Below are 25961 nucleotides of genomic sequence, written 5' to 3' on the forward strand. Positions count from 1 at the left end.
CAATCTTTACTGATCGTAGGGTTTTGTTTTATATTTTATTTGGTGGCGGGAAGTGGATTTGAACCACTGACCTTCGGGTTATGAGCCCGACGAGCTACCAGGCTGCTCTATCCCGCGTTGCTCTTGACTTATTTATAGTAACCTATAGTCAAGAGTTTGGCAACTACAAAAACGATAATTCTCCAATTACTTCTAAACGCTTGTATTTTCCTAAGGTGACAAACTTTTCTGAGAGGCTTTCGGCGGCGCTGGGAGTAATCCAACCCATTTGCTGGAGTAAGTGAATCGCCACGGCGTATTTTGCGCGTTTTGCCCCATCCATGACTTTGATTGCCAAGCCCAAGCCCTCACCGAGTCTACCAATGCACTGCACTCCTTCGGAACCAGTTTTACTGACCAGTTCCCCAGGAGTTAAGCGCATCAGTTCCGTATCAAATTCTCCATCTCCTGCTACCATCGCGGGGTGATGAGTCATCGCACGGACAATCCGCTCCATATCCAAATTGGTACTAGAGGCTAGCAGTGCATATAAAGATGCCATGTGACCGAGTTGCATCAGATAAGTTGGTACGCCACAGTCATCATGAGCGCTGATAAATTCCGCTGCTGGCATTCGCAGTAACTCTGCTACTTTGCCCAAAATCAATTGCTGGATTGGGTGCTTGCGTTCCAAATAGTTATTCAAGGGCCAATGGCGTTGCTGACAAACGGCCAACATTCCTGCATGTTTTCCAGAGCAATTGTATTCTAAAGCACTCCGCTTACCTTCAGGAATTGGACACTGGAGTACAGTCGGGTCAAGATCCGCCCGCCAAAGGATGTTAAATACCTGTCGGACTTGATCGATTCTTCCTTTATGGGAACTTGTGATAATTGCTAAGTCGCGATCGCTGAGTTGATAGCGTTCCAGTGTACCTGTGGTGGTGACAGCAAGTGCCTGAAATGGTTTGAGGGCTGAACGGATAAACGCAGCAGTTTCAGAATTTCCAGCAACGGTGAGAACCCGTCCTCGTTCGTCGCAGACAACAGCTTGGACTATATGCCTGGATTCAATAATACCTTCTCGCAGCAACCGGACTTCCAGTGCTGCGGCTTGAGTTCGTTTTCCCATTGTCATGGGTTTATATTTATCACCTTTTTTAATTAATTAGTCATTAGTCCTTTGTCCTTTGTCCTTTGTCATAAGTCATTTGTTTATTCACTAATGACTAATGACTAATGACGAATGACCAATGACTAATGACTTTTTAAAACAAATGCCAACCTATAGTACCAATAACGTACATTCCCGCCAAGCCAGCAAAGGTAAATTGTAACCGTCGCAGAATGGGTTTGATTTCGTATGCAACAATTAAGCGATCGCGGTTGAGAACTTCCTGTGGTTTAGTCCAAGTTTGGCCGTCGTACCAGCCTGACTCTTCATAAAATACTGTGGGACTGCAAAGGCGATCGCACACGTAGAACCAACCTAAGTACAACCTTACCAGTATTAGTACTAACCCGACACTCGCTCCGGCTGCACCACAGAGAATAAAATGTGCAATATACTTGTGAGGGGGAAAACTTGCCGCAGCTATGGGCCCTGCGAATAACCAAGATAAACCCCAAATCCAAAAGAGTTTCGTGATATACTCGCGCCAATCTAGAGTACTATCACGAAACAGCCAGGAAGTTTTTAACTCTTCGTATTCATTGAGCGGTTGTTGGTCTGTAGGAACTGGGCAATTAGAAACCGAAGACCTAATCATGTTGGCTTACCCTCACCCTCGTCTGATTCTGGAAGGGAAATACGTTCTGCATGAATCCAGAACGCTTCTAAATTATAAAACTCCCGTTCCTTGGGCATCATAATGTGAACGATCACATCACCGTAATCTTGTAGTACCCAACTCCCCTCGACTTTTCCTTCTGTCCTTAAAGGACGGCGTTGCAACTCAGTTTCGACTTTTCCTTCAATTGCTTGAGCGATCGCCCTGACCTGTACCCTTGAATAACCAGTCATCATCACAAAGTAATCAGCCAGGTAAGATACCTCTGCTACTTTGAGCAATAATATCTCACCTGCTTTACGATCTGATGCTGCAACCGCGATCGTTGCAGCTAATTCTCTGCTTGCCTCTTCGGTTTGGCCGTGGCTTATTACCGCACTCTTCGTCAGTGGGACAGATTGCAATGGGAAATTTCCTTGGAAATAATCAGTCATTAAACCTCAGGTGCTTTCTTCCTTTTGAAACAATTGTTGACATTTACTTACAAACAACAAACAATTGATCTGACAAATGTGTCAATAGGTTTTTTTGAATACTAACAAAAAAACAGGTGTCTATGGGGCTAGTACCGCAAGGCGGAATTCAAAATTCAAAATTCAAAATTCAAAATTAATACAGTGTAAGCGTTTCATTGATTTTGAATGGCTGTTTGGATTTCGACATCCGCAACTGCTGATTGCCGATGGTTATTGTGCAGCGATAAATCAACCAATAGCTTTCCAGCAATAATTGACAGCGAAAATAATCGCAGATTCATCAAACAGCATAATATGTGATGTCAGGCTAGTAATTCGCAGGTAACGCTAAATCTAGGCTTTAGACTTAGACTGCCTGCTAAAAACTACGAGCCAATACAGCATACTCATAACTGAATCTACCAAAAGTACGAGTAGTATACGGAAAAATTAGTATTAAAAAATACTAAAAAGTCTCCATATATGGATAACAAATTGGTTTACTCACGGATTGAATGAAGTGAAGCCGTGGGATTTTTAGTTTAACAATACACCTAAAAACCTGCTTATCTATTGCTGTATGTTTCCTAATGAAATTAGCTACCCTCAAAATCTCCTGCTACCTAGATTTGAGGGCATAATTGCAATTGCTACAGATGCAATGTAACTTTGCTGCAAAGCTTAAACTTCTTGTTTCGTAACTATGCCTGTAGACTGAATTGCTCGACGATTTGCCATCAATGAGTAACATAAGGACTCATACTGATTTAAAGCTTGCTCAAAAGAATATTGCTCAACAGCATATTGGCGACTTTTGTAACCCAGAGTTTTGACTTTTTCGGGATTTTGGTACAAATCTAAAATTGCGATCGCTAAAGCTTGGGGATCTTCTGGAGGAACGATAACTCCGCCGCCACTTTGCCTGATGGCTCTTGCTGCCGTACCATTGTCAGGGACAGAAGCAACTAAGGCCCCTCCACTGGCAAGTAACACTTGAATTTTTGATGGCATATTGAAGGATACAACATTTTTCTTTTGCACCACCAAGCCAACATCGGCAGCTGCTAACATTTGTGGCAAATCTTTGCGGGGTTGAAATGGCAATAGCAAAACATTATCTGCGCCGCAGTCTAGACATTCCTGTTGCAATCGCTGTAAACCTTTGGCCTCGCCAACGATGACAAAGACAATATCTGGGATATGGCGCAATACAGAAGCAGCTTTGACGACGCTTTCTAAACCTTGGGTGAGGGCAATATTACCAGAATAAAGTACTACAAATTTGCCATTCAGATTATGGGCTGTGCGGAAAGGGTTATCTTCTTTAGGCAAAGGGCGAATAAAATTTACATCAACCCAGTTGGGGATTTGCACAATTTTGTCAGCTTCTACACCCTTAGCTCGTAAATTCTCCACAAACCCATCGGCAATAACGCTAATTTTACTGGCAGTGTGGTAGGCAAATTTTTCTAATAATGTAAACAACTGGATGAGTAATTTATTTTTAAGTAGACCGACGTGGACGGCTGCTTCTGGTAATATATCTTGTAGATTTAAAATCACAGGACAAGCACGTAACCATCCTAAAAGAGCAACTGGTACACAACTTGGCAATGATGGTGATGTTGAGAGGATCACATCTGGACGCCAACCGATGAGGGCGGGTAGAAAACTAGTGACAACGAAACTAGCATCTAATAACACCCGATCTAATAGGTTGGGTTGTGGACGAATCCAAACGTAACTGCGTTGAATTTGAACGCCATTTTTGTATTCGTTGACATACCACTTGCCCCGATACTCTTGGTAAATCTGACGTTCGGGGTAGTTAGGCATAGCAGTTACTACGCGCACTTCATGTCCACGCTTCACTAGTCCCTCTGCTAATTCAGTCATCAGTGGGGCAATACCAATTGGTTCTGGATAGTAGTTGTAGGAGTAAATTAAAATCCGCATAAAAAATTAGTCCGAAGTACCCCGGTTTTTATTTAATGACAAAATATTTGTCCGAAACATTATTTGGAGCTTGGTAACTCCTATATTTAATTGTGACTTCAGACTCTTTTTCTGTCAGGGATTTTCCTTAAAGATTGAGTAAACTTCAATATGAGATACTTAGAGAAAGTGTGAATTTTTTTTACTATTTAAGCAGTCTTCCAATTGTTCGTTTTTGATTGTTACTTACGTAGAAACCCTAAGTATATTAGGGTTTGCCGACCCTTAAGACCAAATTGGGATAGTTAGTATTAATTTCCTCTGGAAGAAAGGATATAACCAATTTTATTAATATTTGATATTAATGAATACTGTTTTATCATACTAGTAATTTTATGAGCGATCGCCCTTGTATTTTCTCTTTTTTTGCTGGCTCAGGTTTCCTAGATTTAGGTTTTGAAACTAGCGGTTTTAATATTGTTTATGTCAATGAAATCTTCGCCCCATTCATCGCCGCCTATCGCCATTCACGGGAAGTTCTGAAAATGCGATCGCCTAAATATGGATATCATCACGGTGAAGCCGCCGATGTAACAAATCTTATTACTGGAAAAGCAGCACAACGCCTTCAAGAATTAGTCAACGACTGCCGCAAATCTCATCATATAATTGGTTTCATCGGCGGGCCTCCCTGTCCTGATTTTTCTATTGGTGGAAAAAATAGAGGACGTTTAGGAGACAATGGCAAGCTTTCCGCTTCTTACGTTGAATTAATTTGCCGCAATCTTCCTGATTTTTTTTTATTTGAGAATGTTAAGGGTTTATGGAAAACGGCAAAACACCGTTTATTTTTTGAATCGCTCAAGCAACAATTACAAGCAGCAGGCTATATATTAACAGAGCGGTTAATTAATGCTATTGAATACGGCGTACCCCAGAATAGAGACAGAATTATCCTAATTGGTTTCAAAAATAGTTTTCTTCAGGAAATGAAAATCGCATTTGATAAAAAATTACTTTCTGAAGAAACTTTCCCTTGGAATAATTCTATTTTATATCCTCAAGAAAATGTTTTTGCTTACCCTTGGCGTAAGTGTGAACCATTCAAAGAAAATTCTCTAACACCTTGTCCTGATGGCATACCTGAAGAACTGACAGTTGAATACTGGTTTAGAAAAAATAACGTTCTGAATCACCCCAATGCTGAACACTATTTTCAACCAAGGGCAGGTATGACAAAATTTGCTGCTGTTCAAGAAGGAGATAATTCCAGGAAATCTTTCAAACGTCTGCATAGATGGCGTTACTCTCCAACAGCTTGCTATGGAAATAATGAAGTACATTTACATCCTTACAAAGTCCGGCGGATTTCTGTAGCAGAAGCTTTAGCTATCCAATCTTTGCCTGCAAACTTTATACTTCCAGAGAATATGTCGCTCACAAATATGTTTAAAACTATTGGTAATGGTGTCCCATATTTAGCATCAAAGGCATTAGCTCAAACTATTATTAACTTCTTAGAAACCAGTGTGAAAAATACTGTTGGCATTCATAATATTACTACCACTTAACGTCAACTTAAATACTTACAGTAATTCTGGGATATCTGTAAAGCTGATATTCAAGACAATTCAGCAGCTTGTTTTCAGGATAAACTCGTAATAAATGTGGTTTAATATATATATAAGAAATGTTTTAATTTTTTATAAAGTTTAATAATCAATCACTGGCAGAAGACACGATGGCAGCAGACTATCCAAATATTGATATTGCGCCATTTATCGATCACTCCCTGTTAACGCCAACAGCTACTCCAGAGCAGGTTGAGCAATGGTGTGAAGAAGCATATAGATTCAACTTCGCGGCGGTTTGTCTGTTTCCCGCTAATGTCAAGCAAGCAGTCGAACTCCTCCACGGTAAAAACCCGAAAGTTTGTACGGTGATCGGTTTTCCTTCTGGTGCAACGACTTCAGCAGTGAAACTGTATGAAGCTCAAGAAGCGGCGGATAGTGGGGCCACTGAGTTGGATGTGGTAATGAACTTGGGTTGGTTGAAAGCTGGCAAAACTGAAGAAGTCCACCGGGAGATTGCCGAAATTTGCGAAGAGACTGGGCAAACGGTCAAGGTAATTTTGGAAACTAACCTGTTGACGGATGTGGAGAAAAAAATAGCTGCTGAAATAGCTATGGAGGCGGGAGCGGCATTCTTAAAAACTAGTACTGGTTGGAATGGTGGTGCAACTGTGGCAGATGTACGACTTTTGCAGGAATTGGCAAAAGAAAGGGTGGGAATTAAGGCTTCGGGTGGTATCCACACAATCAATCAAGCCCTAGACTTAATCGTAGCTGGTGCTACTAGATTAGGCACATCTCGCGGTATGGATTTGCTCCGCCAGCGCGATAACCTGGGAAAGGGTGAATAGTCATTTGTCCTTTGTCATTTGTCCTACCCTGCGGGAAGCCGCAGAAGCGTCTATGTCATTTGTCCTAATCTAATGACCCTTGACCAATGACTAATGACTAAATAACTACTAATGACTAGTGACTAATGACTAATGAGTAGAACCTACAAAGCAACTGGTATTAATCTTAAAACCCAGGCGCTAGGAGAATCGGATAAAATAGTGACGATTTTGACACGGGAATTCGGTCTAATTCGGGCTGTGGCTCCAGGGGCACGTAAGCACAACTCCAGCCTGGGTGGTAGGAGTGGGATGTTTGTTGTGAATGAACTATTGATTGCTAAAGGGCGATCGCTTGATAAAATTACTCAAGCACAGACTTTAAAAACTTATCCTGGTTTAGCTAAAAATTTGGGAAAACTGGCCGCCAGTCAATATTTAGCAGAAATAGTTCTGTGTGAAGCTTTGAGCGAACAACCCCAAGAAGAACTTTATGATTTGTTCAATGAACATCTTCATCGCTTGGAGATGGTGTCTAGTGCAAATCCATCTGGTGTTTTAGCTCATCTGGCTCATGGTGTATTTCATCTTTTAGCCTTAGCAGGACTAACGCCACAAGTGCAAATCTGTTGCCTATCTCAGCACCCCCTCAAGCCAGACTTTACAGATCCCAACTGGCAGGTAGGATTTAGTATCCCCGCAGGTGGAACTGTTTCCTTAGAAGTTAGGGAACGTTTACGAAAAGAGGGGCAGAGGGAGATTAATAACAAATTCCCCATGCCCAATGCCCCTTACCCCTTATCCCCAGAGGGGGCCCCACCATCCCCAATGCCCAATACCCAAACAGTTGTTGTGCATCGGCAAGAAATACCTGTGATTTCTTGCCGTTTGGGTGCTATAGAACTGGCTTTGCTTCAACATCTGTCACAACCAGAGATAATGCAAATTGATGGTGCTAAAGATCATCACTGGTTATCTGTTGAGCAGACTTTGCGCCAGTATGTTCAGTATCAATTAGGTCGCCCTATTCGCTCTGCTACCTTGATCGACTCTTATTTTGCTGCCAACCATGATGCAACCGTCTGATTTGGATAAAAAAATCCTGCCTTTGTCACCAAGCCTCGTCAAAAAACAGAATAGGGTATCAGATCCAACAGTCAGGAATCACTTGAGTGCTGTTTCTAAGTGTACACCTAGTCAAATAAATGGCCAAGAAATGTCCCCAAAAGACGTTTCTAAAAACGATCAAAGTTGGACAGCAGAAATCCCAAAAACTGATGTCCCAAGTCAGTCAGAAACACAATCTGAGGACAAATTAACCACAGCTGAGGTAGATAATAACGGCACTCGTAATGGGCATAATTTGCCAGCAGCCACGATCGCAGAAAAAGAACCACCGAAATTAGATGGATCTGGTTCAGGTGGAGAAGCTATTGCAGGGAATGTAAAACAGCAGGGATTTTTACCTGTATTAAAAAACCCTAATTTTCTCGCTCTTTGGGGTGGTCAAGTTTTTTCCCAGCTGGCAGATAAAGTTTATTTGGTGCTGATGATTGCCTTAATTAATACTCAGTTTCAAGGAAGCAATCAGAGTATTAGTGGTTGGGTGTCAGTCTTGATGATGGCTTTTACGATTCCAGCCGTATTGTTTGGTTCCGTTGCTGGCGTGTTTGTCGATCGCTGGTCGAAAAAGGCTGTGCTAGTAGCAACGAATATTTGGCGCGGCATCCTGGTTTTGTCAATTCCCTTCCTGCTGTGGTTGACTCATGATTGGAAACCCATAGGAGTAATGCCAGTGGGTTTTGTAATCATTTTGGGTGTGACTTTTTTAGTTTCGACTTTGACCCAGTTTTTTGCCCCAGCAGAACAGGCGGCAATTCCCTTAGTAGTAGAAGAACAACATTTACTCTCGGCAAATTCGCTTTACACAACAACGATGATGGCATCGGTGATTGTTGGGTTTGCCGTTGGAGAACCCTTGTTAGCGATCGCAGATGGACTTTGGCTGCAAATTGGCGGTAGTGGTAGTTTAGGCAAAGAACTTTTAGTAGGTGGCAGTTATGCGATCGCGGGACTAATTTTGTTCCTCCTGGCAACTAAGGAAAAACACCACCACCCCGATACAGAATTCCCTCACGTATTCTCTGATTTGCGGGACGGTTTTGCCTATCTCAAAGCAAATCATGGCGTCCGCAATGCTTTGCTTCAACTGATTATCTTGTTTTCTGTCTTTGCAGCATTAACTGTTCTAGCCGTTCGCATGGCAGAAATAATTCCTAACATGAAAGCCTCCCAGTTTGGCTTTTTACTAGCAGCTGGCGGTGTTGGGATCGCGGCAGGAGCAACAATTCTCGGTCAATTTGGTCAACGCTTCTCTTACACCCAGCTAAGTCTGTATGGTTCTATGGGTATGGCAGCATCCCTGATTGGTCTATCAGTATTTACAACTCAACTGTGGCTAGTCTTGTTACTGGTAGCGCTCTTAGGTATCTTCGGGGCGCTAGTGGGAATCCCGATGCAAACCGCAATCCAAACAGAAACACCTCCAGAAATGCGTGGTAAAGTTTTTGGCTTGCAGAACAATGTAATTAATATTGCCCTCTCCTTACCTTTAGCATTAGCTGGTGTCGCAGAAACCTTTCTGGGATTACAGGTAGTTTTTTTGGGATTAGCTGCGATCGTCTTTTCAGGAGGTATATTAACCTGGTATAACTCACACAAGTAGTTATCGGATAACAGGAGTTATTATTCATTACCTTGAAGTAATTAATATTTACTTAAAGCTTTTGCGTTCATGGTAAACTGTGGTAGTGAAAATTTATCGCATACTTGCCGGATATGAATCTGACATTAGTCAGAATAAGTTGTTTCAATATCAGAAATTAACAACTTATAAGTAAAATAAATAAAGCCATAAATCCACTGGTTTAATCAGCTTAAAATAAGCTTTTTAAACTGGTAGAAAGTTGTGGAAATTTTTAATAAATAAGAAAACCTGCAAGTATAGCTAGATAAAAGATAAATCACAAAGGACACAAAATTAATAGCTCAAACCTGCTTTTATTACAGCTAAATAAAGAATGCGTATAGCCTGGATTGGAAAAAAATCACCCTTTTGCGGCAATGTCACCTACAGTCGAGAAATTACAAATGCCTTGCTAGATAGGGGACATCAAGTTAGCTTTCTTCACTTCGCCCAGGAAGAGTCTGAACCTGATAATTGGCCAAATCTTCGAGAGGTTTCCCTGCCTTTCATTTACAAGTCCCAGGTTTACACAATTCCTACTTTTAAAGCTACCAAAGTTTTAACAGATTCACTACGGGAAATCAAACCAGATGTAGTCCATGCTTCCTTGACGTTATCTCCTCTAGACTTTTTTCTACCGGAAATCTGTGAAGAACTGAGGTTGCCCCTAATTGCCACTTTTCATACACCCTTTGCTGGCAAGGGGGCAAAGCTTGTATCGGGAACACAACTTTTGGCTTATCAGCTCTACGCGCCTTTTTTGGTTAACTACGATCGCGTGATTGTATTTTCTCAAATTCAGCGAGAATTATTGGCAGGGATGGGCGTAAGGGAAGAAAATATTGCTGTAATTCCCAATGGTGTTGATACCGCTAAGTATTCTCCAGGACTTTCTCAAATCAAAGCAGAATTTAAAGCCGATCGCTTGTTTGTCTATCAGGGTAGAATAGCGCCAGAGAAAAATGTCGAAGCCCTCCTCCGCGCTTGGAAGCAGTCGGCAATGGAGCCTGGTACTAAGTTGCTAATTGTTGGCGACGGCCCTTTAAAGTCTTCCTTAGAGCCGTTTTATGGTTCAGAATACGGCATTATCTGGTTGGGATTTGTCGCTGATGAAGACCGACGCATCGAAATTTTGCGGGGCGCAGATGTATTTGTTTTGCCTTCATTGGTAGAGGGTTTGTCCCTATCTCTGTTAGAAGGAATGGCGTGTGGATTAGCTTGTTTAGCAACAGATGTGGGTGCAGATGGAGAAGTCTTGGAAAAGGGCGCAGGTGTGGTTATTAATACTAAAACAGCGCGATCGCAATTAAAAACTCTCTTACCAGTGTTGCAAGACCATCCAGAGTTAACAACTTTACTGGGGCAAAAAGCTAGACAGCGTGTATTAGACCGCTATACCCTGAGTAAAAATATTACTCTACTGGAAGAACTTTATAAAGAAGTTTTAGCACAGCGACCTCTACCACTAAGTCGTAGAGCATAGGGGTTGAATTTCACTTACCTAAGCTTGATATTATATGCCCAACTTCTTGAAGAAGTTGGGCATTTGAGCAATTACCGGCAAAAATTAATATATTAGTTATTATAAAATAATAACTAACAGTAAGTTCAAGCTACAAAACCAACAAATGACTGCAATTATCGACATAAAAACATTATATGAATCCAATTACCTGCAATGGTTAGAAGAGACTATTAAATGTCTCAAAAATCGACAATTAGCAGAGATTGACTATGAAAACTTAATAGAAGAATTGGAAGATTTGGCTAAAAATGAAAAAAGGCGAGTCAGAAGTTTATTAGAACAGATTATTAGACATTTATTACTTTATCAATATTGGGATTTAGAAAAGCCAAGAAATGCTAATCATTGGGCTGCGAAAATTATTAGTTTTCGGAACCAACTAAATGAAGATTTAAGTGCCAATTTACGCAATCATTTAGAGGATAATTTCAACATAATTTATAGCAATGTCTTAGATTATGTTAATGCTAAAACACAGCTAACCAATTTACCTGAATTATGTCCTTATACCTTAGAGCAGATTTTGGATAAAAATTGGTTGCCTTAATCTTAAATTTTGATTCTTTGCGCGAGACATATTCATATTTTAACTCAGTAATACCATAAGATTAAGTCGCTACAATTTATCATATTCTTCTGGTTCTACGTTAGGGACTTTATTCAAAACTTGCTGGAATTTTTCCCAACTACCGCTTTTAGCTTTTTCTTCCAAATAGTCTTTGGTCATCCATGCGGAAACTTGTGCCGATAAAGCAATGGTTGCAAGTTGTTCAATGGAAATATTTTCTCTGGCTGCTAAAGCTTCAATTTGTTTATATAAAGATTCAGGTAGCTGTACATTTAAGTTAGTCATGGGATTTCTCCTACTATTTGCAAGAATTCTTTTGGTGAAACTACCCTCAGTCTAGCGACGAGCTTATACTCTACCTATTGATCAATTAATCTTTGAATTATCCACTAAAGACCATCCCAAAGTAGTTGGCTGTTCATAAACCCGCTTTAGAGTATTCACATCTCTTGCAGAAATCGGCGGCGGGTTACGAACTTGAGAAAAATATAGCGCATCAGTTTGTAGCGGACTATGACCCCAAATTCCCAACGCATGACCGAATTCGTGGCGGGTAGCTGCAATGAGATACTCACCTGTTTGACTGGGACTTAACAAGATGGTGAAGCGGTGGGATAAAACTTTGTTGCTGGTGTATAACTCGTAAGTAGTTTGTGCCGATCGCGCACGGGATATATTACTACCAGGGGAAATTTGTAGAGGTGGCGCTTTTCGTACAATCGTAATATCAGCAACTTCTGGCTGTTCGACTATTGTTAAAGGTAAATAAGTACTCCACTCCTGTACACCCTGCAAGACACCGTTAACCCATGCTTGAGCTTGTTTTTCGCTGATGGCTTTTGGTGGTTCTACGTAAACTCGAATGGGAAATTGCGACCAGACTAAATAACCAACTTGGGTCGTTTTGACTTGGGAAAAGTAGTCACCACTGTTAGTCTTATCTTGCCACTGTGCAAGTGTGGGCGGTAAGGGATGGGGTTTTGGGGAAGATGAGGGGAGAGAAATTCTTAAATCCGAATATACATATTCTGGTATTATTGTAAACCCATCACTCGACTCGATATGAGTAAAAACGATTAACAGCCCTGTGCCAAGGAACAAGGCAAGAGCTACAATTAACCGTCGTAAAATTAAATTTATTAGGGTGTTAAGTATTGGGTGTTGGGTTATTTTCCCCATTTACCTATCCTTATTTAGGCAGCCAACCAGCACTTAAAACTACTGTTAAACCAAGAAAAATTACTGTCAATGCCCAAGTAATTCGGTTTAAGGTGTTTTCTGCACTTTTGGTGCTGCTAAATAGCTGGGCTTGTCCGCCAATAGCGCCAACGCCATCACCTTTAGGGCTATGCAGTAAAACTAAGATAATCAAACCAGTGGCGGAAAATGCCCAAATGCCTTGCACGATATTACTAATTGTCATGGTAGGAATCTCATTTATAAAAAGTTTCAAAAAACAGAATTCAGGAGTCAGAATTCAGAGATTCAAAAGTTAGGAGTTCACTAAAAACTCCTAACTCAACACTCAGCACTCAGCACTATTTTACAGTCCTACTTGCACGGGGGTGCGAGTACGTTGCAGCTCATATTCTGCTGTTTTCAGCAGCGATCGCCCGGTCATTTCTGGTGGCTGAGGCAGCTGTAAAATCTCTAGAATTGTGGGGGCGATGTCGGATAGCTTGCCATCACTTCGCAGTTCGACATTTGTACCGTATCCAGGGATTTTGACTTTCTCTCCTTCCACCAAGATGAAGGGGACTGGGTTAGTGGTATGAGCCGTCCAGGGATTACCCCCATCATCTAGCATATACTCAGCGTTGCCGTGATCAGCAGTAATAATTGTTGTACCGCCGGCTTTGATAACGCTTTCTAACAAGCGACCCAAACAGCGATCGACTGTTTCAACTGCTGTAATGGTAGCGTCGATTTGACCAGTATGCCCTACCATGTCTGGGTTAGCATAGTTAATCACAACTAGGGAATACGTACCCTTTTGAATCGCTGCGATCGCAACATCTGTAACTGCTACTGCTGACATCGCTGGGGCACTATCATAAGTCGCTACCATCGGGCTGCTTACCAGTTCCCGATCTTCTCCAACAAAAGGTTCCTCCAGACCCCCATTAAAGAAATAGGTGACATGGGCGTATTTTTCGGTTTCGGCGGTGCGGAACTGATTCAAACTATGATTGGCTATGACTTCTCCCAGAATGTTACTGAGATTCTGCGGCTCAAAGGCTACAGCCACGGGTAAGTCTGAATCATACTGCGTAAAGGTGACAAAAGATAGCGGTGTGATTTGCTGTCTTTCAAAACCGTCAAATTTGGGACTGACCAAAGCTTGAGTTAATTGTCTGGCGCGATCGGGGCGGAAGTTGAAAAATATTACCCCATCCCCTGGTTCTATTGCGCCGGGAGCAATTCGGATGGGGTTGACAAATTCATCTTTTACCCCTTCTGTGTAAGATGCTTGCAAGACTTCTACAGCCGTGCGATCGCCACCTGCACCATCTTGGGTCATCACGTCGTAGGCGCGCTTGACCCGATCCCAACGGTGATCGCGATCCATCGCGTAGTAGCGACCGCTGAGGGTGACTATGCGCCCAATTCCGGCGCGGTCTATATAATCTTGCAGCAGTGCGATCGCTTTTACCCCGTCTGTTGGGGCGGTGTCACGACCATCGGTGATCGCGTGAATACAAACTTCTGGAATTCGCTGGTCTTTGGCTAAGTCAAGTAGTCCGAATAGATGGGTGATATGCGAATGTACCCCTCCCTCAGAACAAAGCCCGACTAGATGCAGCTTACTATTCCGAGAACGAACTTCCTGGCAAATTTTGACAAGTGCTGGGTTAGAGGCAATAGAACCGTCTTCAACCGCATCGGAGATACGTACCAGTTCTTGCGGTACAACTCGCCCAGCACCAATGTTCAAATGACCAACTTCCGAGTTGCCCATTTGTCCCTCTGGCAACCCTACAGCTTTTCCTGATGTGCGGATGAGGGTATGCGGATAAGCTGCCCATAAACTGTCCACGATGGGAGTTTTAGCAGCAACAATAGCGTTTCCTCGCTTTTCCTCGCAGTAGCCCCATCCGTCTAAAATGACTAGCACCACAGGAGCAACAGGTGCTTTGGTCATAGTAAAATTGCCCTTTACTTTTTGTAATACCCGAATGATACCACTGCTAATCCACGCCGCAAGTGAATTTTTGCTTATTAACTTATTTTCTGAAGGACTTGCAGCTTTTTGAAAGATTTTTTTTAATTTTAGTAATTTTTCTGTGATGTTTTAGAACGCTAATAAGGAGTGATTACTTAGTAGTAGTGCTAAGACGCTACTACTAAGCCCTTTTCTAGTTTCTCATTTCCTTTTCGCGGAAGCTTTAGCAGCTTTTTTCGCTGCTTTTTCGGCTTCTATTGCAGCTAACTTGGCCTGTTCTTTTTCTTCGGCAATTTTCTGGAGATAGTAATGATAATCTCCTAAGTAAACGCGGAATTCACCATCACGGATTTCGACGATTTTATTAGCTACTTGAGAAATGAAGTAGCGGTCATGAGAGACTACAATTGCCGTACCATCATAATTTTTCAGTGCTTCTTCCAGCATTTCTTTCGCTGGAATATCTAGGTGGTTTGTCGGCTCATCTAAAATTAGTAAGTTCGCGGGACGTAAGAGCATTTTTGCTAACGCCAAACGAGCTTTTTCTCCTCCACTTAATGCCCCAACTGCCTTAAATACTGTATCACCAGTAAATAAGAAGCGTCCCAAAAGGGTGCGGACTTCTTGATTATCCCAGTCGGGAACTTCATCATGAATAGTTTCCATGACAGTTTTCTTCAAGTCCAAGGCTTCAGCTTGATTTTGCTCAAAGTAGCCAGGAATAACATTATGATCGCCTAATTTAACACTACCTTCTGTGGGTGGTTCCATACCCATAATTACGCGCAGAAGGGTAGATTTCCCAGCACCATTGGGGCCAAGAAATGCAATGCGATCGCCCCTTTCAATTAGGAGATTTGCTGCTAAAAACAGGATTTTCTCACCATAAAGATGAGTTAAATCTTTAATGTCCACTACCTCGCGTCCACTGCGGGGTGCGGGGGGAAAACGGAAGTGTAAAGTTCTTACCCCAGCAATGGGTGCTTCAATGCGCTCAATTTTGTCCAGTTGCTTTTCCCGGCTTTTCGCCTGGGTACTGCGAGTAGCACTGGCGCGGAATCTATCAACAAAGGTTTGCTGTTTTTCTAATTCTTTTTGCTGGCGTTCGTAAGCACTCAGTTGTGCTGATTGACTTTCGGCTTTTTGTTCCAAATATGCCGAGTAATTACCAAGGTAGCTGGCAGAAACGCCACGTTCAGTTTCCACAATTTGGTTGCAGAGGCGGTCAAGGAACTCCCGGTCATGGGAGACTATTACCATCGGCGTAACCAGCCCTCTGAGGTAATTTTCCAACCACTCAATGGTTTCTAAATCTAGGTGGTTAGTCGGTTCATCCAGCAGCAACAAGTCGGGTTTTTGCAGGAGAATTTTACCTAAACTCATCCGCATTTGCCAACCACCACTGAAGGCACTGACGAGGCGATCGCCATCTTCTAGCCCAAACCCCATTTCTGGTAGAATTTTCCCGATGCGTGCATCTAAGTTGTAACCATCTAAGGCTTCAAATTTGCGCTGCAAGCGATCCAACTTATCGATTAGTCGATCCAGTTCCTCTGGGGTAGCCGTTTCCATCTCTTGTGGTATGTGCGCCAGAGATAACTGTACTTCGTTGGCTTCTTTGAAGACAGTCCAAAATTCTTCTCTAACGGTGCGGGTGGGGTCTACTTCAAACTCTTGGTTAAGATAGGCTATATGTAAGCTATTAGGACGAATGATTTCGCCGGCGGTGGGTTCAATTTCCCCAGAGATGATCTTTAATTGGGTGGATTTTCCAGCACCGTTGACACCGACTAAGCCAATGCGATCGCCTGGTTTAACTTCCCAGTTGATATCTTTGAGAACTTCGCCTGTGGGATAAATTTTACTTATATGTTCTAATCGCAGCATTAAGTTTCTCTCAGGTAGGGAGTGGGTGGTTGAGGACGAAGTACTAACACCGCCTCTAATATTAACAAAAATTAACTATAAATTCGTCGTGATCGAGTTTGGAAGCCGCAAACCAAATTTAGCTTGAGCCACGGATAAAATTTACCACATCTATCTTAAGGCTGACTTTGTGCTACTTGTCTGGCTTCTTCGACACTGAAATCAAATGCCTCAGCCACTTGTTCCACTGTCACCCCAAATTTCAATAAGGTGGGTATTAATTTTAATTTGGCTATACGCTACTTTATTTGGATGCCATCATGATAGAGTTTCGCGTTTTGAACTTGGTTTATAGTTAAACCTAATCCCTCCGCAACTTGCTCAATAGTTAACGCTAAATCTAATAGACGAGGTACTGATTGCCGTAAACCTTCCAAACGCCCTTCTTCAAATGCTTCTTGATAAACTTTTGTATCTTTGAAACTCATAGTTCCTATGTTGTAGTCCACCAATTCCTCTACTCCTCGATCAGAAGAATCCTACTGCGCGGCTTGTCTGACTTCTTCGACACTCAAATCTAGCGCCTGTGCTACTTGTTCTACAGTCAACCCAGCTGCCAACATTGCTGGTACTGCTTTGAGTTTACCTTGCTCAATGCCTTCAACCCTACCTTGTTCAATGCCTTCAACTTTACCTTGTTCAACACCCTCCTGAAAGGCTTCTTGATAAAATCTGGTTTGTTTTAACTCGCTTAAGCCAAACATTTCCTCCATCTCCTCCCTACTCATTGTGGGAAACTTGTAAGCCAAAATAGTCTCTATAAATTGTAATAATTGCTGCTGTTTTGGTGGTGAGCTTATCGGTGACTTGGTTCTGTCTATCAACTCCCTTGCTTGTGCGATCGCTATATCGTCGGTTGCAATTACTAATTTAGCAGTTGCAATGCCAATTGGAAGTGATGCAGCTTCACCTAATTCATCCAAATAAATGCGCCTGACACGCCCACTTGTGAAAAACTCACGGTAATGTTTGATATTGCCTGTATCTACATTCCTGTTTGGGTATAAAACTACAGCACTCCAATCATTTGATGGTTGATTATGACGGAGGTATAAACATATTTCTGCAATTAGCCGTGAATAAATTTCCCCATCAGCTTGAAATTGCACTTCAACAAAGTAAATCGGGTTCTCACTTCCTTGTGTCGGTAGAAATACACCATCTATTCTGAAGGCTGTTTGTTTGATTTCAACCGATGAAAATTGATAAAGGCTAGCTTCTTCTGGCGGATTACCAATAAGTTCAAAGAAGATATCAGGAAATTCTTGAAACAGCCGATAAAAGATGATGTCTGTTTTCACAACTTTATATCACTTGAATATTTTGATTTGCTGTTCATGTGTTACTTTATTATTCACAACCATCTCGCACTTTCAGTAATTGCTCTTTTGCTATCCCTAATATACGTGAAAGGGGCGCTAATAAACTATCATCAAATGCTTCTCCAGCATAAATATTATTCAGTTCCGTAGGAGATAATTTAAAGGTATCGCAGAATTTTGCAAACTCCTGGTTACTCAAATCAAGCTCTTTTTGCCTATCTTGAAGTAAAACTGCGATCGCTCTAGTTCCATGCTTCGGACGCTCACTAGTTTTTACATATTTTTCCATTAAATAATTGACTTTTCTGGTATCGCCACCGATTTTTTTAATTAAATCAGTACAAGCCATTTTTAGCGCTTTCTTTAAAACTTCTTCTTCGTTTAAAATTTTAATAATTTCACTGGCATATTCTGGTTTAAAAAATCCCACCAAATTCCCTTGATGATAAACTGGTATATAAGGATTATTCGTTTCAAGTTGCCAATCTAAAGGCTCATTGCGTAGCGACATAGCTGCACCCCTAAATATTTTAAGATTGCACTATTTTAAAACCATTTATTCCTTAACTGCCAGTAAAGTATGCTAGCCCTGGCGATTAGAAATCGCAGCTATACAGACAAAACCCACCTCCGTGGGTTTCAACTTGCTGGAGTCCACGCAGATGGACTTCGTTTGTGTAGCCATTACGTATTTCTACCAGAACTTTAACTCAGCCAAAATTAGCGATCGCCAGATGAATCAAGGCGATTCTACTACTCACACGCCTTGTTTTGTGATTCGTATTCTTCAAAAATTATTATAGCAGCTTCTAAGTATCGATCTAATAGACGACGAGCGGATATATCAGGTAATACTAATTCGACTGCCCTAGTGGTTTCCATTACTCCACCACGATCTTCTCCATCTTTAAAAGCTGCGATAGAACCCCATAGTCGAGCTATTGCAGTTTGAATTTCTTCCCTTTCAGGCAAATACCATATTTCTCGACTAATTTCATTACACTGTAAAGGAGTTAAAAAATTTGGCTCTGACAAAGCTTGCTGAATATATTTATTAAGCTAGGAGAGTTTGTCCGATTCAATCTCGGATGAATATATTTGTATGCATTCTATTGCCCATTGAATTGCCAAACTATAGTGATTTTTTTGTAATTTCAGTGCAATTGGATAAGCCCAAAGTATTTGTTTTTGCGCTATAGTTTGTTTTACATTTTCTATTACTTGTTTCATAGATGTAACTATATCTAACTAACTTGCAGTAAAACTTATATGTATATAATTTTTTTCACCTCGTTCTACTTAAGGTATCTCCAAATAACAAATGAGCGTCATAAAAATGGCAATAATTATCCTTCCCAGTCTTGATGAGTATCGCACAGAAAATTGTCTGCGATCGCATCATCAAATAAATAAGGGCAATGCTCTGGAAAAGTTCGCAATGGTAAGTTAGTTTCTCGTAGCGCCAAATCAACTCCCGCTTCAAAGCCATCTAACAAGGCTTCTTCTATTCGAGACTTTAAGCTAGGGTTCTGTCGAAGATGCCTGCGGATGGCGCGACGCTGTTCTCGAATTGTTAAAAACCAGCTGCGAGAGCGTTGTTCGGGTTGATACTCCCACTTCAAGAGATGACCGAGTAATACACTCAGACGACTCACGAGTTCCCGATATTCCTGTCTCCCCAAAGCTTGAATTTCCTCTTGCAGGTGTTGCCAGTCTAGTTCCATAACTAGCCTCTGCTCTAACGCTTTAGCCTGCTGCTGTGTCCAGCCATAGAAGTCTTGGTTATACAAAAAAGGTTTGTCCATAGATTTGAGAAACGAGAGCTATAGCGCTTCTGGGTTGAGTCCAATACAGACCTAACCCCCAGCCCCTTCCCTACAAGGGAAGGGGAGTAAAACTCAAAGCCTCTCTCCTTTTAGGAGAGAGGTTTGGAGAGAGGTCAGAGTGCATTGCATACAAACGAGAAACGTTATATTTTAATGATTTCAATTCAATTCTGAACAAATATTCAACTTGCTTTTGCTTCATCCCCAGCTTCAGCCACAGCGGCCAATCTATCTGCCGCAGCTTGGACGATTTGAGCCACTTGAGCCAAAGGCATGTGCTGGATTTGTCTCAAAATCAGACTCAAATCTGAGGTTTCTGGAATTGGTTTGCCATCAATACAGCTGATTAACTCTTCCATTGTGTAGCCTGCTTTCGATGCAATTCGAGCCAAATTTTCTGTATCTGGCACCTTCACACCTTTTTCCCACATCTGAACAGCAGTAGCAGATACTCCCAAAAGCTTACCAAACGCTCGCTGACTCATTGAACCGCGAGCTAGTTTAATGATCTCAATCAGTTTTTGTTTGCTTTCGATCTTCACTGCTTATATAGCTAGCCAACTTTATTTACAAGTCTACTTTCAATATTACAAGTTTACTTTTATATTGACAGCCTTGTGTTTTAGTACTAAACTATATCTCTGGTTGTAAATCGCCAACTACAGGCATCAAGCTAGTAGACGAACCCATCTATCTTTAATCAATCCAAAAAACTTAGTTTGCTACGGCAGTTGTGCTAGTAGCTAGACTTTGCTGCGAAGAAATAATATCGAAGGTGCATCATGTTTCGCAAGCCACGCAAAATTAATCAATATCGCCGCAAAGGTAAAAACTTTATAGCCACTAATAAAATTAAACCAGAACAGTGGAACATTTCTGACGCAGAAACCAAAGAAGCTTTAAAAGTTAAAGGCTACGATGTTAAGCAAATCAAAAAAATTCACCTTCTGAAACATCAAGTGTGTATTTCCTACTGGGATGCAAAAGAGAATATATGCAGTAGCTTTTTTAGCTACCGGATTTTTGCGCGTTGGCAAAAAGAAATAGAAAATTTAATTTATACCTGTCAAACCCTGAAGGAATGGGCGAAGCTAAATTACCTTATGAAGTACGAATTTGCCTATTACCATTATCCCAGTGAAATAGAAAATGTACTCCATGCGATATTAGAAAACCACCTGTGTGTGTTAAAAGAAACACAACAACAAGTGGTTTTACAGCATATTTACCAACAGAATTTAGTTAGCGGCAGAAGTCGCTAACTCTGCCAGACGTTCTTGCTGGTCTAGAGATATGCAAGATTGGATAAGTGTCTCTAAATCACCATCCAAAACAGGGTTAAGGGAATAATTCTGACCTAACCGATGGTCGGTAGCACGGTTATCTTTATAATTGTAAGTGCGAATTTTTTCCGATCGCGATCCAGTACCAACCTGCGATCGCCGCATGGAAGTTACAGCTGCTTGTTGTTCGCCTAACTTGATGTCATACAACTTCGCCCGCAGAATTTGCATTGCCCGTTCTTTGTTTTGCAACTGGCTGCGTTCTTCTGTACAGAAAATGCGTATTCCCGTTGGTTTGTGCATCAAGTCAACGGCTGTTTCCACCTTGTTGACGTTTTGTCCACCAGCACCACCAGAACGGGCTGTAGTCATTTCAATATCTTTCGGGTCAATGTGAATTTCCACATCATCCACCTCTGGCATAATTGCCACGGTAGCTGTGGAAGTATGAACCCGTCCTCCAGATTCCGTTGCCGGCACGCGCTGCACACGATGCACTCCAGCTTCAAACTTTAACTGGCTGTAAACGTCATTACCTTTAATTTCGAGAATGACCTCTTTCCAGCCACCCATTTCTCCACGAGATTCGCTCACTAGAGAAACTTTCCAACCTTGAGTCTGGGCATAGCGGGTGTACATCTGCATCAAATCGCCAGCCCAGATGCTTGCTTCATCGCCACCAGTACCAGCGCGAATTTCCAACATGATATTCTTTTCATCATTGGGGTCGCGTGGTAGCAGTAAGACTTTCAAGCGAGACTCTAAATGTTCTATTTTTTCTTCAAGTTCCTTTACTTCCAGTGCTGCCATTTCTTGAAACTCTGGATCACTTGCAGATTCTTTGTAAACCTGACGCGCTCCGGTCAAGTCTTCTTGGGCTGTTTTCCAAATTTCATAAGTATTAACAACCTCTTCCAAAGAAGAACGAGACTTAGCAATTTCTTGATATTCATCAGGATTGCTAGCGGTATCGGGGTCGCCAAGACGACGGGTTAACTCATTAAAGGTTTGTTCAACGGATTTTAGTTTGTCCAGTAAGTATGATTCAGCCATGACGAGTGCGATCGCTCCTTAAAAAATAACAAATTGGCTCGAGCATATAAATGAAAATCGACCCAGCTGATGCAGGGCCGTCGTTAACAGCAGAGCCAACTCGCTACTTTTTGGTTTGTTCGTCGCCAGATGTTTGAGTGCTGCTCATGCCGTACTTGCGGAGGAAGCGCTCTACTCGACCCTCAGTGTCAATAATCTTCTGAGTGCCGGTGTAAAATGGGTGATTTCCAGACCAAACGTCTACGTGCAATTCTGGCTTGGTAGAGCCAATGGTCATAACAACTTGACCGTTGCAGTAAACTTTAGCATCTGGATACCACTTGGGGTGAATATCAGCTTTAGCCATTGTTCCTTTTGTGATGAATCTATATCAATTATAACTTTTAGCTCTTCAGCGTTTGTAGAATTTTAGATTTTAGACTTTACATTACTCTCTTCGGGCTATAAAATTACCTATTTTTTCCTCTGTTTCCTCCTTGGCGTTCTTGGCGTCCTTCTCTACGAGACGCTGCGCGATGGCGGTTTGTTAAAAAAATTAGATATTCTTTCGGCTTTATTCAGAGTAATTTTAAATCCAAAATCCAAAATCCAAAATCCAAAATTCCCTAACGCTTAGAGTACTGAGGCGCTTTCCGAGCTTTATGTAAACCATATTTCTTCCGCTCTTTTGCTCTCGGATCGCGAGTCAAATAACCTTCGGTTTTCAAAGGTGGGCGGTTATCTGGGTCGAGTTGGCACAAAGCACGAGCAACTCCCAAACGAACAGAATCAGCCTGTCCGGTCAAGCCGCCGCCTTCTGCTTTTACCAAAATGTCATATTCGTTTTCTAATCCCAGAGTTTCCAGGGGTGCTTTAATGACTCCCAGGTAGTTGGGGTTGAATTGGAAATACAACGTTCCATCTTTACCGTTCACAATCAGTTGACCGGTGCCTGGAACCAAGCGTACCCGTGCTACCGCATTCTTACGACGGCCAGTACCCCAGTATACGGCGCGACCGCTATTAGCATCTGCTACTACCATTAATTTTCTTCTCCAGGAATTGTACTAACTTTTAGTTCTTTGGGTTTTTGAGCATCATGGGGATGGGTAGGCCCAGCGTAAACTTTCAGCTTGGTGAACAACTGCTTACCCAGGCTATTTTTAGGTAGCATACCTTTAACAGCTTGTTCTAAAATTCGCTCTGGTATGCGGTCTTGCAGTTTAGCGAAAGTTTCGGTTTTCATCCCACCAGGGCGACCAGAATGGCGGCGGTAAAGCTTTTGAGTGCGCTTTTTGCCTGTTACTGCTACTTTCTCGACATTGATGACTATTACAAAGTCACCTGTATCTAAGTGGGGTGTATATTCAGGTTTCTTTTTGCCTCTCAATACCTGGGCGATTTCGCTGGCGAGGCGACCGAGGCGTTTATCAGTGGCATCTACTATGTACCACTCACGCTCAAGGGTTGCTTGAGAAGGAAGGTATGTTTTAACTGTTGTCATTTGTCATTTGTCCTTTGTCATTTTTAATTTGTCATTAGTCATTTGTCTTTTGTCATTCGTCAGTTGTCCTTTGTTATTCACTAATGACAATTGTACAGACGCGATTAATCACGTCTCTACTGACCAATGACTAATGACTCTTGACTAGTGACGAACTTTGGCAAGGTGTCGTACCAAATCTCTTTTGGAAAGGGAAAATCGGGATAGCCGACTCGCAATAAGCACAAGCCTTGAGGCGGTGCGGCGTGTTTCACTTCTTCCCGACGTTGTTCTTTCCAGAGTTCGGTGAAGTTAGAAAGTGTTCGTTGTTCAGAACCTACTTGTACCAGCATCCCTACCAACAGCCGTACCATGCCATATAAAAATCCATCTGCCTGTATTTCAATATGGATAAATGGCCCACTGCGACGACACTCTGCTGCTTGCACCTCTACCCAGGAATGCGATCGCTTTGAGCCAGCACGGTGAAAAGCAGCTAAGTGATGCTTTCCCAACAGAGGTTTCAAGGCAGCCTGGATTAAAGATTCATCCAGGGGTGCATAATAATAATGCCAACTGAAGGGTCTTACAAACAAGTTAAGCCGATCTTCAGTATAAATTGTGTAGCGATACCGTCGATAGCCTGCACTAAAGCGAGCGTGCCAACGGTTATCGACACTAGCTGAAGCCCTGATTAATATATCTGGCGGCAGGTAGCTGTTGAGGATTGTTGCCCACTTGTGAGGCGGAATAAAACCTGTAGCTTCAAAATGGGCTACTTGAGCAGCAGCGTGAACTCCTGAATCGGTTCGCCCAGCCCCATGTAGTGTTACATGGTACCCAAGAATAGTGGCGATCGCAATTTCGATCTCTTCCTGGACTGTCCGTTGGTTTTTTTGCCTTTGCCAGCCATGAAAATGAGTGCCCAGGTATTGGATTACCAAGGCTACTCGATGAGTTTGTGTAGGCTGGTGGCTTTCTAACATACAGATTTTGTCATTTGTCATTTGTCAGTTGTCCTTTGTCATTTGTGAATAACCAATGACTAATGACCAATGACTAAATGACTTAAACCAATTCAATTATTGCCATTTTTGCATTATCACCCCGACGCGGTACGGTACGCAGGATGCGGGTATAACCGCCCTGGCGATCGCCATATCGAGTTGGAGCTTGCTCAAATAGAGCGTGAACCAGTTGTTTGTCGAAGATATAGCCAAGGGCTTCCCGACGTGCTGATAAGGAGCCATTTTTGGCTAGGGTAATCATTTTTTCCACTTCACTTCTGAGAACTTTCGCTCTAATTAAAGTGGTGGTGATCTTACCATGACGGATCAGCTCGGTGGCGAGCGATCGCAGTAAAGCACGGCGTTGATCGGCTGGTTTACTGAGTTTTTTGACGCGACAACGGTGACGCATAATTATGCACTATGAATTATGAACTGTTTTCTTAAGGGTGTTTAGAGCCTCTTTCCATTGGCAGGGTGATGCCCAAGCGTCGCTGCAAAGCTTCCACAACTTCTTCTGCTGATTTCTGCCCAAAGTTCTTAATTTCTAAGAGGTCTTCTTGGGTATAATCCAACAAATCTGCCACAGAGTTAACTTGTGCCCGTTTGAGACAGTTATATGCCCGCACAGAAAGTTGCAACTCTTCGATGGGTATCTGGGCAGTTGGGTCGTCTGGAATATCGGAACCTGTATCTGTCGGTTCTAGGGAGATGTCTTTCAACGGATTGAATAAATCTACCAAGATCGCAGCAGCAGAAGATAGTGCTTCTTGAGGGGAAATACTACCATTTGTCCAAACTTCCAACAGTAGTCGGTCTTTTGGAATCAAGCCTTCCCCACGAGATTCTTCAACACTGTAGTTGACTTTTCGCACTGGCATAAATATCGAGTCGATTTGGAGAAAATCCAACGATGTGGCTTCCTCACGTCCTCGCTCTACAGTGCGATAGCCTTTGCCCTTCTCGATCCGAAATTCCATTTCTAGCTTTCCACCCTCAGCGATGGTAGCTACATACTGAGTCTGATCGATGACTTCTACTTCACTGGGTAAATCAAAATGTGCCGCAGTGATTGTTGCTGGGCCGCTAACGAGTAATCTACCAATCTGAGGCTGCGAAGAATAGTTTTTCAGGATAACTTCCTTCATTCTCATGAGGATTTCCAGCACATCTTCCCGCACGCCCGGAACTGTGGCGAACTCATGTGAAACGCCCGCAATCCGCACTGCTGTAACTGCTGTACCTTCTAAATTAGACAGTAAAACCCGCCGCAGTGCGTTGCCAACAGTTGTTCCTTGACCGCGTTCTAGAGGTTCCAAAACAAATTTACTGTAATGGTTCCGACTTTCTTCGGTATTCGACTCTACACATTCAATTTGAAACTGCGCCACGGATGAGCCTCCCTTCTTCTAAGGTGCTGCTAGCAGACAAATCAATTGCCTCCTGAATTGATTGCCAATTTTCGATTTTGGACTTTGGATTTTGGATTGTGCTTCTTTCGTTCATGCTCCGCCTCTTAT

General features: G+C 42.2%; 31 protein-coding genes and 1 tRNA gene. 7 read left to right on the forward strand and 25 right to left on the reverse strand.

Going from position 1 to position 25961, the window contains the following annotated elements; translation table 11 throughout:
* Positions 1-40: 40 nt before the first annotated feature.
* The 6 genes from V7K76_RS07660 to V7K76_RS07685 all read right to left on the reverse strand — a co-directional run bounded on the left by V7K76_RS07660 (position 41) and on the right by V7K76_RS07685 (position 4180).
* Positions 41-117 (reverse strand) — tRNA-Met (locus V7K76_RS07660).
* A gap of 46 nt (positions 118-163) precedes the next feature.
* Entirely contained in the window at positions 164-1117 is a 954-nt protein-coding gene (locus tag V7K76_RS07665; protein WP_334778455.1) for an asparaginase, read from the reverse strand.
* A 130-nt stretch (positions 1118-1247) separates the two neighbouring features.
* On the reverse strand, positions 1248-1748 hold the full coding sequence (locus V7K76_RS07670) for a CGLD27 family protein (protein ID WP_334778456.1): 501 nt from the start codon (positions 1746-1748) through the stop codon (positions 1248-1250).
* A complete protein-coding gene (gene rsfS / locus V7K76_RS07675; RefSeq protein ID WP_334768650.1) occupies positions 1745-2203 on the reverse strand; it encodes a ribosome silencing factor in 459 nt (152 codons plus the stop codon). Before rsfS ends, V7K76_RS07670 begins: the two co-directional genes overlap by 4 nt.
* A 194-nt stretch (positions 2204-2397) precedes the next feature.
* A complete protein-coding gene (locus V7K76_RS07680) occupies positions 2398-2526 on the reverse strand; it encodes a hypothetical protein (protein ID WP_334778457.1) in 129 nt (42 codons plus the stop codon).
* Between the two features lie 379 nt (positions 2527-2905).
* The gene (locus tag V7K76_RS07685) at positions 2906-4180 is read right to left on the reverse strand and encodes a glycosyltransferase family 4 protein (protein WP_334778458.1); all 1275 of its coding nucleotides are present in this window, start codon (positions 4178-4180) and stop codon (positions 2906-2908) included.
* Positions 4181-4554: 374 nt separating this feature from the next.
* On the opposite strand from V7K76_RS07685, the gene V7K76_RS07690 reads away from it, so the two are divergent.
* From V7K76_RS07690 to V7K76_RS07715, 6 genes are all read left to right on the forward strand, one after another.
* Positions 4555-5730: a DNA cytosine methyltransferase gene (locus V7K76_RS07690; RefSeq protein ID WP_334778459.1), complete on the forward strand. Its 1176-nt coding sequence runs from the start codon at positions 4555-4557 to the stop codon at positions 5728-5730.
* Between the two features lie 170 nt (positions 5731-5900).
* Positions 5901-6581: a deoxyribose-phosphate aldolase gene (gene deoC, locus V7K76_RS07695; protein ID WP_334778460.1), complete on the forward strand. Its 681-nt coding sequence runs from the start codon at positions 5901-5903 to the stop codon at positions 6579-6581.
* Positions 6582-6713: 132 nt separating this feature from the next.
* The gene (recO, locus tag V7K76_RS07700) at positions 6714-7646 is read left to right on the forward strand and encodes a DNA repair protein RecO (RefSeq protein WP_334778461.1); all 933 of its coding nucleotides are present in this window, start codon (positions 6714-6716) and stop codon (positions 7644-7646) included.
* Positions 7633-9285, forward strand: a complete 1653-nt coding sequence (locus V7K76_RS07705) for an MFS transporter (protein ID WP_334778499.1) — start codon at positions 7633-7635, stop codon at positions 9283-9285. Before recO ends, V7K76_RS07705 begins: the two co-directional genes overlap by 14 nt.
* Before the next feature lie 355 nt (positions 9286-9640).
* A complete protein-coding gene (locus V7K76_RS07710) occupies positions 9641-10789 on the forward strand; it encodes a glycosyltransferase family 4 protein (protein ID WP_334778462.1) in 1149 nt (382 codons plus the stop codon).
* A 145-nt stretch (positions 10790-10934) separates the two neighbouring features.
* On the forward strand, positions 10935-11378 hold the full coding sequence (locus tag V7K76_RS07715; protein WP_334778463.1) for a DUF29 domain-containing protein: 444 nt from the start codon (positions 10935-10937) through the stop codon (positions 11376-11378).
* 69 nt (positions 11379-11447) lie between these two features.
* Here V7K76_RS07715 and V7K76_RS07720 read toward each other — a convergent pair whose 3' ends face one another.
* The 11 genes from V7K76_RS07720 to V7K76_RS07770 form a co-directional block, all read right to left on the reverse strand.
* Positions 11448-11684, reverse strand: coding sequence for a hypothetical protein (locus tag V7K76_RS07720; RefSeq protein WP_118167601.1), 237 nt, complete (start codon positions 11682-11684; stop codon positions 11448-11450).
* Positions 11685-11765: 81 nt separating this feature from the next.
* Positions 11766-12578, reverse strand: a complete 813-nt coding sequence (locus tag V7K76_RS07725; RefSeq protein ID WP_334778464.1) for a peptidase — start codon at positions 12576-12578, stop codon at positions 11766-11768.
* 10 nt (positions 12579-12588) lie between these two features.
* Positions 12589-12822 (reverse strand): preprotein translocase subunit SecG, encoded by a 234-nt coding sequence (gene secG, locus V7K76_RS07730; RefSeq protein ID WP_179066611.1) that lies wholly within the window; start codon positions 12820-12822, stop codon positions 12589-12591.
* Positions 12823-12942: 120 nt separating this feature from the next.
* Positions 12943-14541 (reverse strand): 2,3-bisphosphoglycerate-independent phosphoglycerate mutase, encoded by a 1599-nt coding sequence (gpmI, locus tag V7K76_RS07735; protein WP_334778465.1) that lies wholly within the window; start codon positions 14539-14541, stop codon positions 12943-12945.
* 222 nt (positions 14542-14763) lie between these two features.
* Complete coding sequence (locus V7K76_RS07740; protein ID WP_334778466.1) at positions 14764-16449, reverse strand: ABC-F family ATP-binding cassette domain-containing protein; 1686 nt, start codon at positions 16447-16449, stop codon at positions 14764-14766.
* Positions 16450-16727: 278 nt separating this feature from the next.
* Positions 16728-16916, reverse strand: coding sequence for a hypothetical protein (locus V7K76_RS07745; RefSeq protein WP_334778467.1), 189 nt, complete (start codon positions 16914-16916; stop codon positions 16728-16730).
* Between the two features lie 51 nt (positions 16917-16967).
* Positions 16968-17789, reverse strand: a complete 822-nt coding sequence (locus V7K76_RS07750) for an Rpn family recombination-promoting nuclease/putative transposase (protein ID WP_334778468.1) — start codon at positions 17787-17789, stop codon at positions 16968-16970.
* Between the two features lie 49 nt (positions 17790-17838).
* Positions 17839-18321 carry a hypothetical protein gene (locus tag V7K76_RS07755; RefSeq protein ID WP_099101143.1) on the reverse strand — a complete coding sequence of 161 codons (483 nt, stop codon included), beginning with the start codon at positions 18319-18321 and terminating at the stop codon, positions 17839-17841.
* Positions 18322-18563: 242 nt separating this feature from the next.
* Positions 18564-18782 carry a hypothetical protein gene (locus V7K76_RS07760; RefSeq protein WP_334778469.1) on the reverse strand — a complete coding sequence of 73 codons (219 nt, stop codon included), beginning with the start codon at positions 18780-18782 and terminating at the stop codon, positions 18564-18566.
* Positions 18783-19156: 374 nt separating this feature from the next.
* Positions 19157-19615, reverse strand: coding sequence for a DUF29 domain-containing protein (locus V7K76_RS07765; RefSeq protein WP_334778470.1), 459 nt, complete (start codon positions 19613-19615; stop codon positions 19157-19159).
* Positions 19616-19818: 203 nt separating this feature from the next.
* Positions 19819-20178 carry a helix-turn-helix domain-containing protein gene (locus V7K76_RS07770; RefSeq protein WP_334778471.1) on the reverse strand — a complete coding sequence of 120 codons (360 nt, stop codon included), beginning with the start codon at positions 20176-20178 and terminating at the stop codon, positions 19819-19821.
* 240 nt (positions 20179-20418) lie between these two features.
* On the opposite strand from V7K76_RS07770, the gene V7K76_RS07775 reads away from it, so the two are divergent.
* Complete coding sequence (locus V7K76_RS07775) at positions 20419-20898, forward strand: hypothetical protein (RefSeq protein ID WP_334778472.1); 480 nt, start codon at positions 20419-20421, stop codon at positions 20896-20898.
* Here V7K76_RS07775 and prfA read toward each other — a convergent pair.
* From prfA to V7K76_RS07815, 8 genes are all read right to left on the reverse strand, one after another.
* Positions 20875-21972, reverse strand: a complete 1098-nt coding sequence (prfA, locus tag V7K76_RS07780) for a peptide chain release factor 1 (RefSeq protein ID WP_334778473.1) — start codon at positions 21970-21972, stop codon at positions 20875-20877. The two genes, V7K76_RS07775 and prfA, sit on opposite strands and share 24 nt — an antisense overlap.
* Positions 21973-22075: 103 nt before the next feature.
* Positions 22076-22318, reverse strand: a complete 243-nt coding sequence (gene rpmE, locus V7K76_RS07785) for a 50S ribosomal protein L31 (RefSeq protein ID WP_012410697.1) — start codon at positions 22316-22318, stop codon at positions 22076-22078.
* Positions 22319-22577: 259 nt separating this feature from the next.
* On the reverse strand, positions 22578-22994 hold the full coding sequence (gene rpsI / locus V7K76_RS07790; protein WP_104906415.1) for a 30S ribosomal protein S9: 417 nt from the start codon (positions 22992-22994) through the stop codon (positions 22578-22580).
* Positions 22994-23455, reverse strand: a complete 462-nt coding sequence (gene rplM / locus V7K76_RS07795; RefSeq protein WP_179068341.1) for a 50S ribosomal protein L13 — start codon at positions 23453-23455, stop codon at positions 22994-22996. Before rplM ends, rpsI begins: the two co-directional genes overlap by 1 nt.
* Before the next feature lie 116 nt (positions 23456-23571).
* A complete protein-coding gene (gene truA, locus V7K76_RS07800; RefSeq protein WP_334778500.1) occupies positions 23572-24420 on the reverse strand; it encodes a tRNA pseudouridine(38-40) synthase TruA in 849 nt (282 codons plus the stop codon).
* Between the two features lie 82 nt (positions 24421-24502).
* The gene (gene rplQ / locus V7K76_RS07805) at positions 24503-24853 is read right to left on the reverse strand and encodes a 50S ribosomal protein L17 (RefSeq protein WP_094349105.1); all 351 of its coding nucleotides are present in this window, start codon (positions 24851-24853) and stop codon (positions 24503-24505) included.
* A gap of 31 nt (positions 24854-24884) precedes the next feature.
* Positions 24885-25832, reverse strand: coding sequence for a DNA-directed RNA polymerase subunit alpha (locus V7K76_RS07810; protein ID WP_094349104.1), 948 nt, complete (start codon positions 25830-25832; stop codon positions 24885-24887).
* Positions 25813-25947 carry a hypothetical protein gene (locus V7K76_RS07815; RefSeq protein WP_334778474.1) on the reverse strand — a complete coding sequence of 45 codons (135 nt, stop codon included), beginning with the start codon at positions 25945-25947 and terminating at the stop codon, positions 25813-25815. The genes V7K76_RS07810 and V7K76_RS07815 overlap by 20 nt, the downstream gene beginning before the upstream one ends.
* Between the last annotated feature and the right edge of the window lie 14 nt (positions 25948-25961).

Origin of the sequence: Nostoc sp., assembly GCF_036917975.1 — a bacterium.
In the GTDB taxonomy this organism is placed as follows: Bacteria; Cyanobacteriota; Cyanobacteriia; order Cyanobacteriales; family Nostocaceae; genus Nostoc.

Coding starts and splice junctions, on each gene's coding strand:
- V7K76_RS07665 (WP_334778455.1), bottom strand. CDS start 1,117: ATGACAATGGGAAAACGAACTCAAGCCGCAGCACTGGAAGTCCGGTTG.
- V7K76_RS07670 (WP_334778456.1), bottom strand. CDS start 1,748: ATGATTAGGTCTTCGGTTTCTAATTGCCCAGTTCCTACAGACCAACAA.
- rsfS (WP_334768650.1), bottom strand. CDS start 2,203: ATGACTGATTATTTCCAAGGAAATTTCCCATTGCAATCTGTCCCACTG.
- V7K76_RS07680 (WP_334778457.1), bottom strand. CDS start 2,526: ATGAATCTGCGATTATTTTCGCTGTCAATTATTGCTGGAAAGCTATTG.
- V7K76_RS07685 (WP_334778458.1), bottom strand. CDS start 4,180: ATGCGGATTTTAATTTACTCCTACAACTACTATCCAGAACCAATTGGT.
- V7K76_RS07690 (WP_334778459.1), top strand. CDS start 4,555: ATGAGCGATCGCCCTTGTATTTTCTCTTTTTTTGCTGGCTCAGGTTTC.
- deoC (WP_334778460.1), top strand. CDS start 5,901: ATGGCAGCAGACTATCCAAATATTGATATTGCGCCATTTATCGATCAC.
- recO (WP_334778461.1), top strand. CDS start 6,714: ATGAGTAGAACCTACAAAGCAACTGGTATTAATCTTAAAACCCAGGCG.
- V7K76_RS07705 (WP_334778499.1), top strand. CDS start 7,633: ATGCAACCGTCTGATTTGGATAAAAAAATCCTGCCTTTGTCACCAAGC.
- V7K76_RS07710 (WP_334778462.1), top strand. CDS start 9,641: ATGCGTATAGCCTGGATTGGAAAAAAATCACCCTTTTGCGGCAATGTC.
- V7K76_RS07715 (WP_334778463.1), top strand. CDS start 10,935: ATGACTGCAATTATCGACATAAAAACATTATATGAATCCAATTACCTG.
- V7K76_RS07720 (WP_118167601.1), bottom strand. CDS start 11,684: ATGACTAACTTAAATGTACAGCTACCTGAATCTTTATATAAACAAATT.
- V7K76_RS07725 (WP_334778464.1), bottom strand. CDS start 12,578: ATGGGGAAAATAACCCAACACCCAATACTTAACACCCTAATAAATTTA.
- secG (WP_179066611.1), bottom strand. CDS start 12,822: ATGACAATTAGTAATATCGTGCAAGGCATTTGGGCATTTTCCGCCACT.
- gpmI (WP_334778465.1), bottom strand. CDS start 14,541: ATGACCAAAGCACCTGTTGCTCCTGTGGTGCTAGTCATTTTAGACGGA.
- V7K76_RS07740 (WP_334778466.1), bottom strand. CDS start 16,449: ATGCTGCGATTAGAACATATAAGTAAAATTTATCCCACAGGCGAAGTT.
- V7K76_RS07745 (WP_334778467.1), bottom strand. CDS start 16,916: ATGAGTTTCAAAGATACAAAAGTTTATCAAGAAGCATTTGAAGAAGGG.
- V7K76_RS07755 (WP_099101143.1), bottom strand. CDS start 18,321: ATGTCGCTACGCAATGAGCCTTTAGATTGGCAACTTGAAACGAATAAT.
- V7K76_RS07765 (WP_334778470.1), bottom strand. CDS start 19,615: ATGGACAAACCTTTTTTGTATAACCAAGACTTCTATGGCTGGACACAG.
- V7K76_RS07775 (WP_334778472.1), top strand. CDS start 20,419: ATGTTTCGCAAGCCACGCAAAATTAATCAATATCGCCGCAAAGGTAAA.
- prfA (WP_334778473.1), bottom strand. CDS start 21,972: ATGGCTGAATCATACTTACTGGACAAACTAAAATCCGTTGAACAAACC.
- rpmE (WP_012410697.1), bottom strand. CDS start 22,318: ATGGCTAAAGCTGATATTCACCCCAAGTGGTATCCAGATGCTAAAGTT.
- rpsI (WP_104906415.1), bottom strand. CDS start 22,994: ATGGTAGTAGCAGATGCTAATAGCGGTCGCGCCGTATACTGGGGTACT.
- rplM (WP_179068341.1), bottom strand. CDS start 23,455: ATGACAACAGTTAAAACATACCTTCCTTCTCAAGCAACCCTTGAGCGT.
- truA (WP_334778500.1), bottom strand. CDS start 24,420: ATGTTAGAAAGCCACCAGCCTACACAAACTCATCGAGTAGCCTTGGTA.
- rplQ (WP_094349105.1), bottom strand. CDS start 24,853: ATGCGTCACCGTTGTCGCGTCAAAAAACTCAGTAAACCAGCCGATCAA.
- V7K76_RS07815 (WP_334778474.1), bottom strand. CDS start 25,947: ATGAACGAAAGAAGCACAATCCAAAATCCAAAGTCCAAAATCGAAAAT.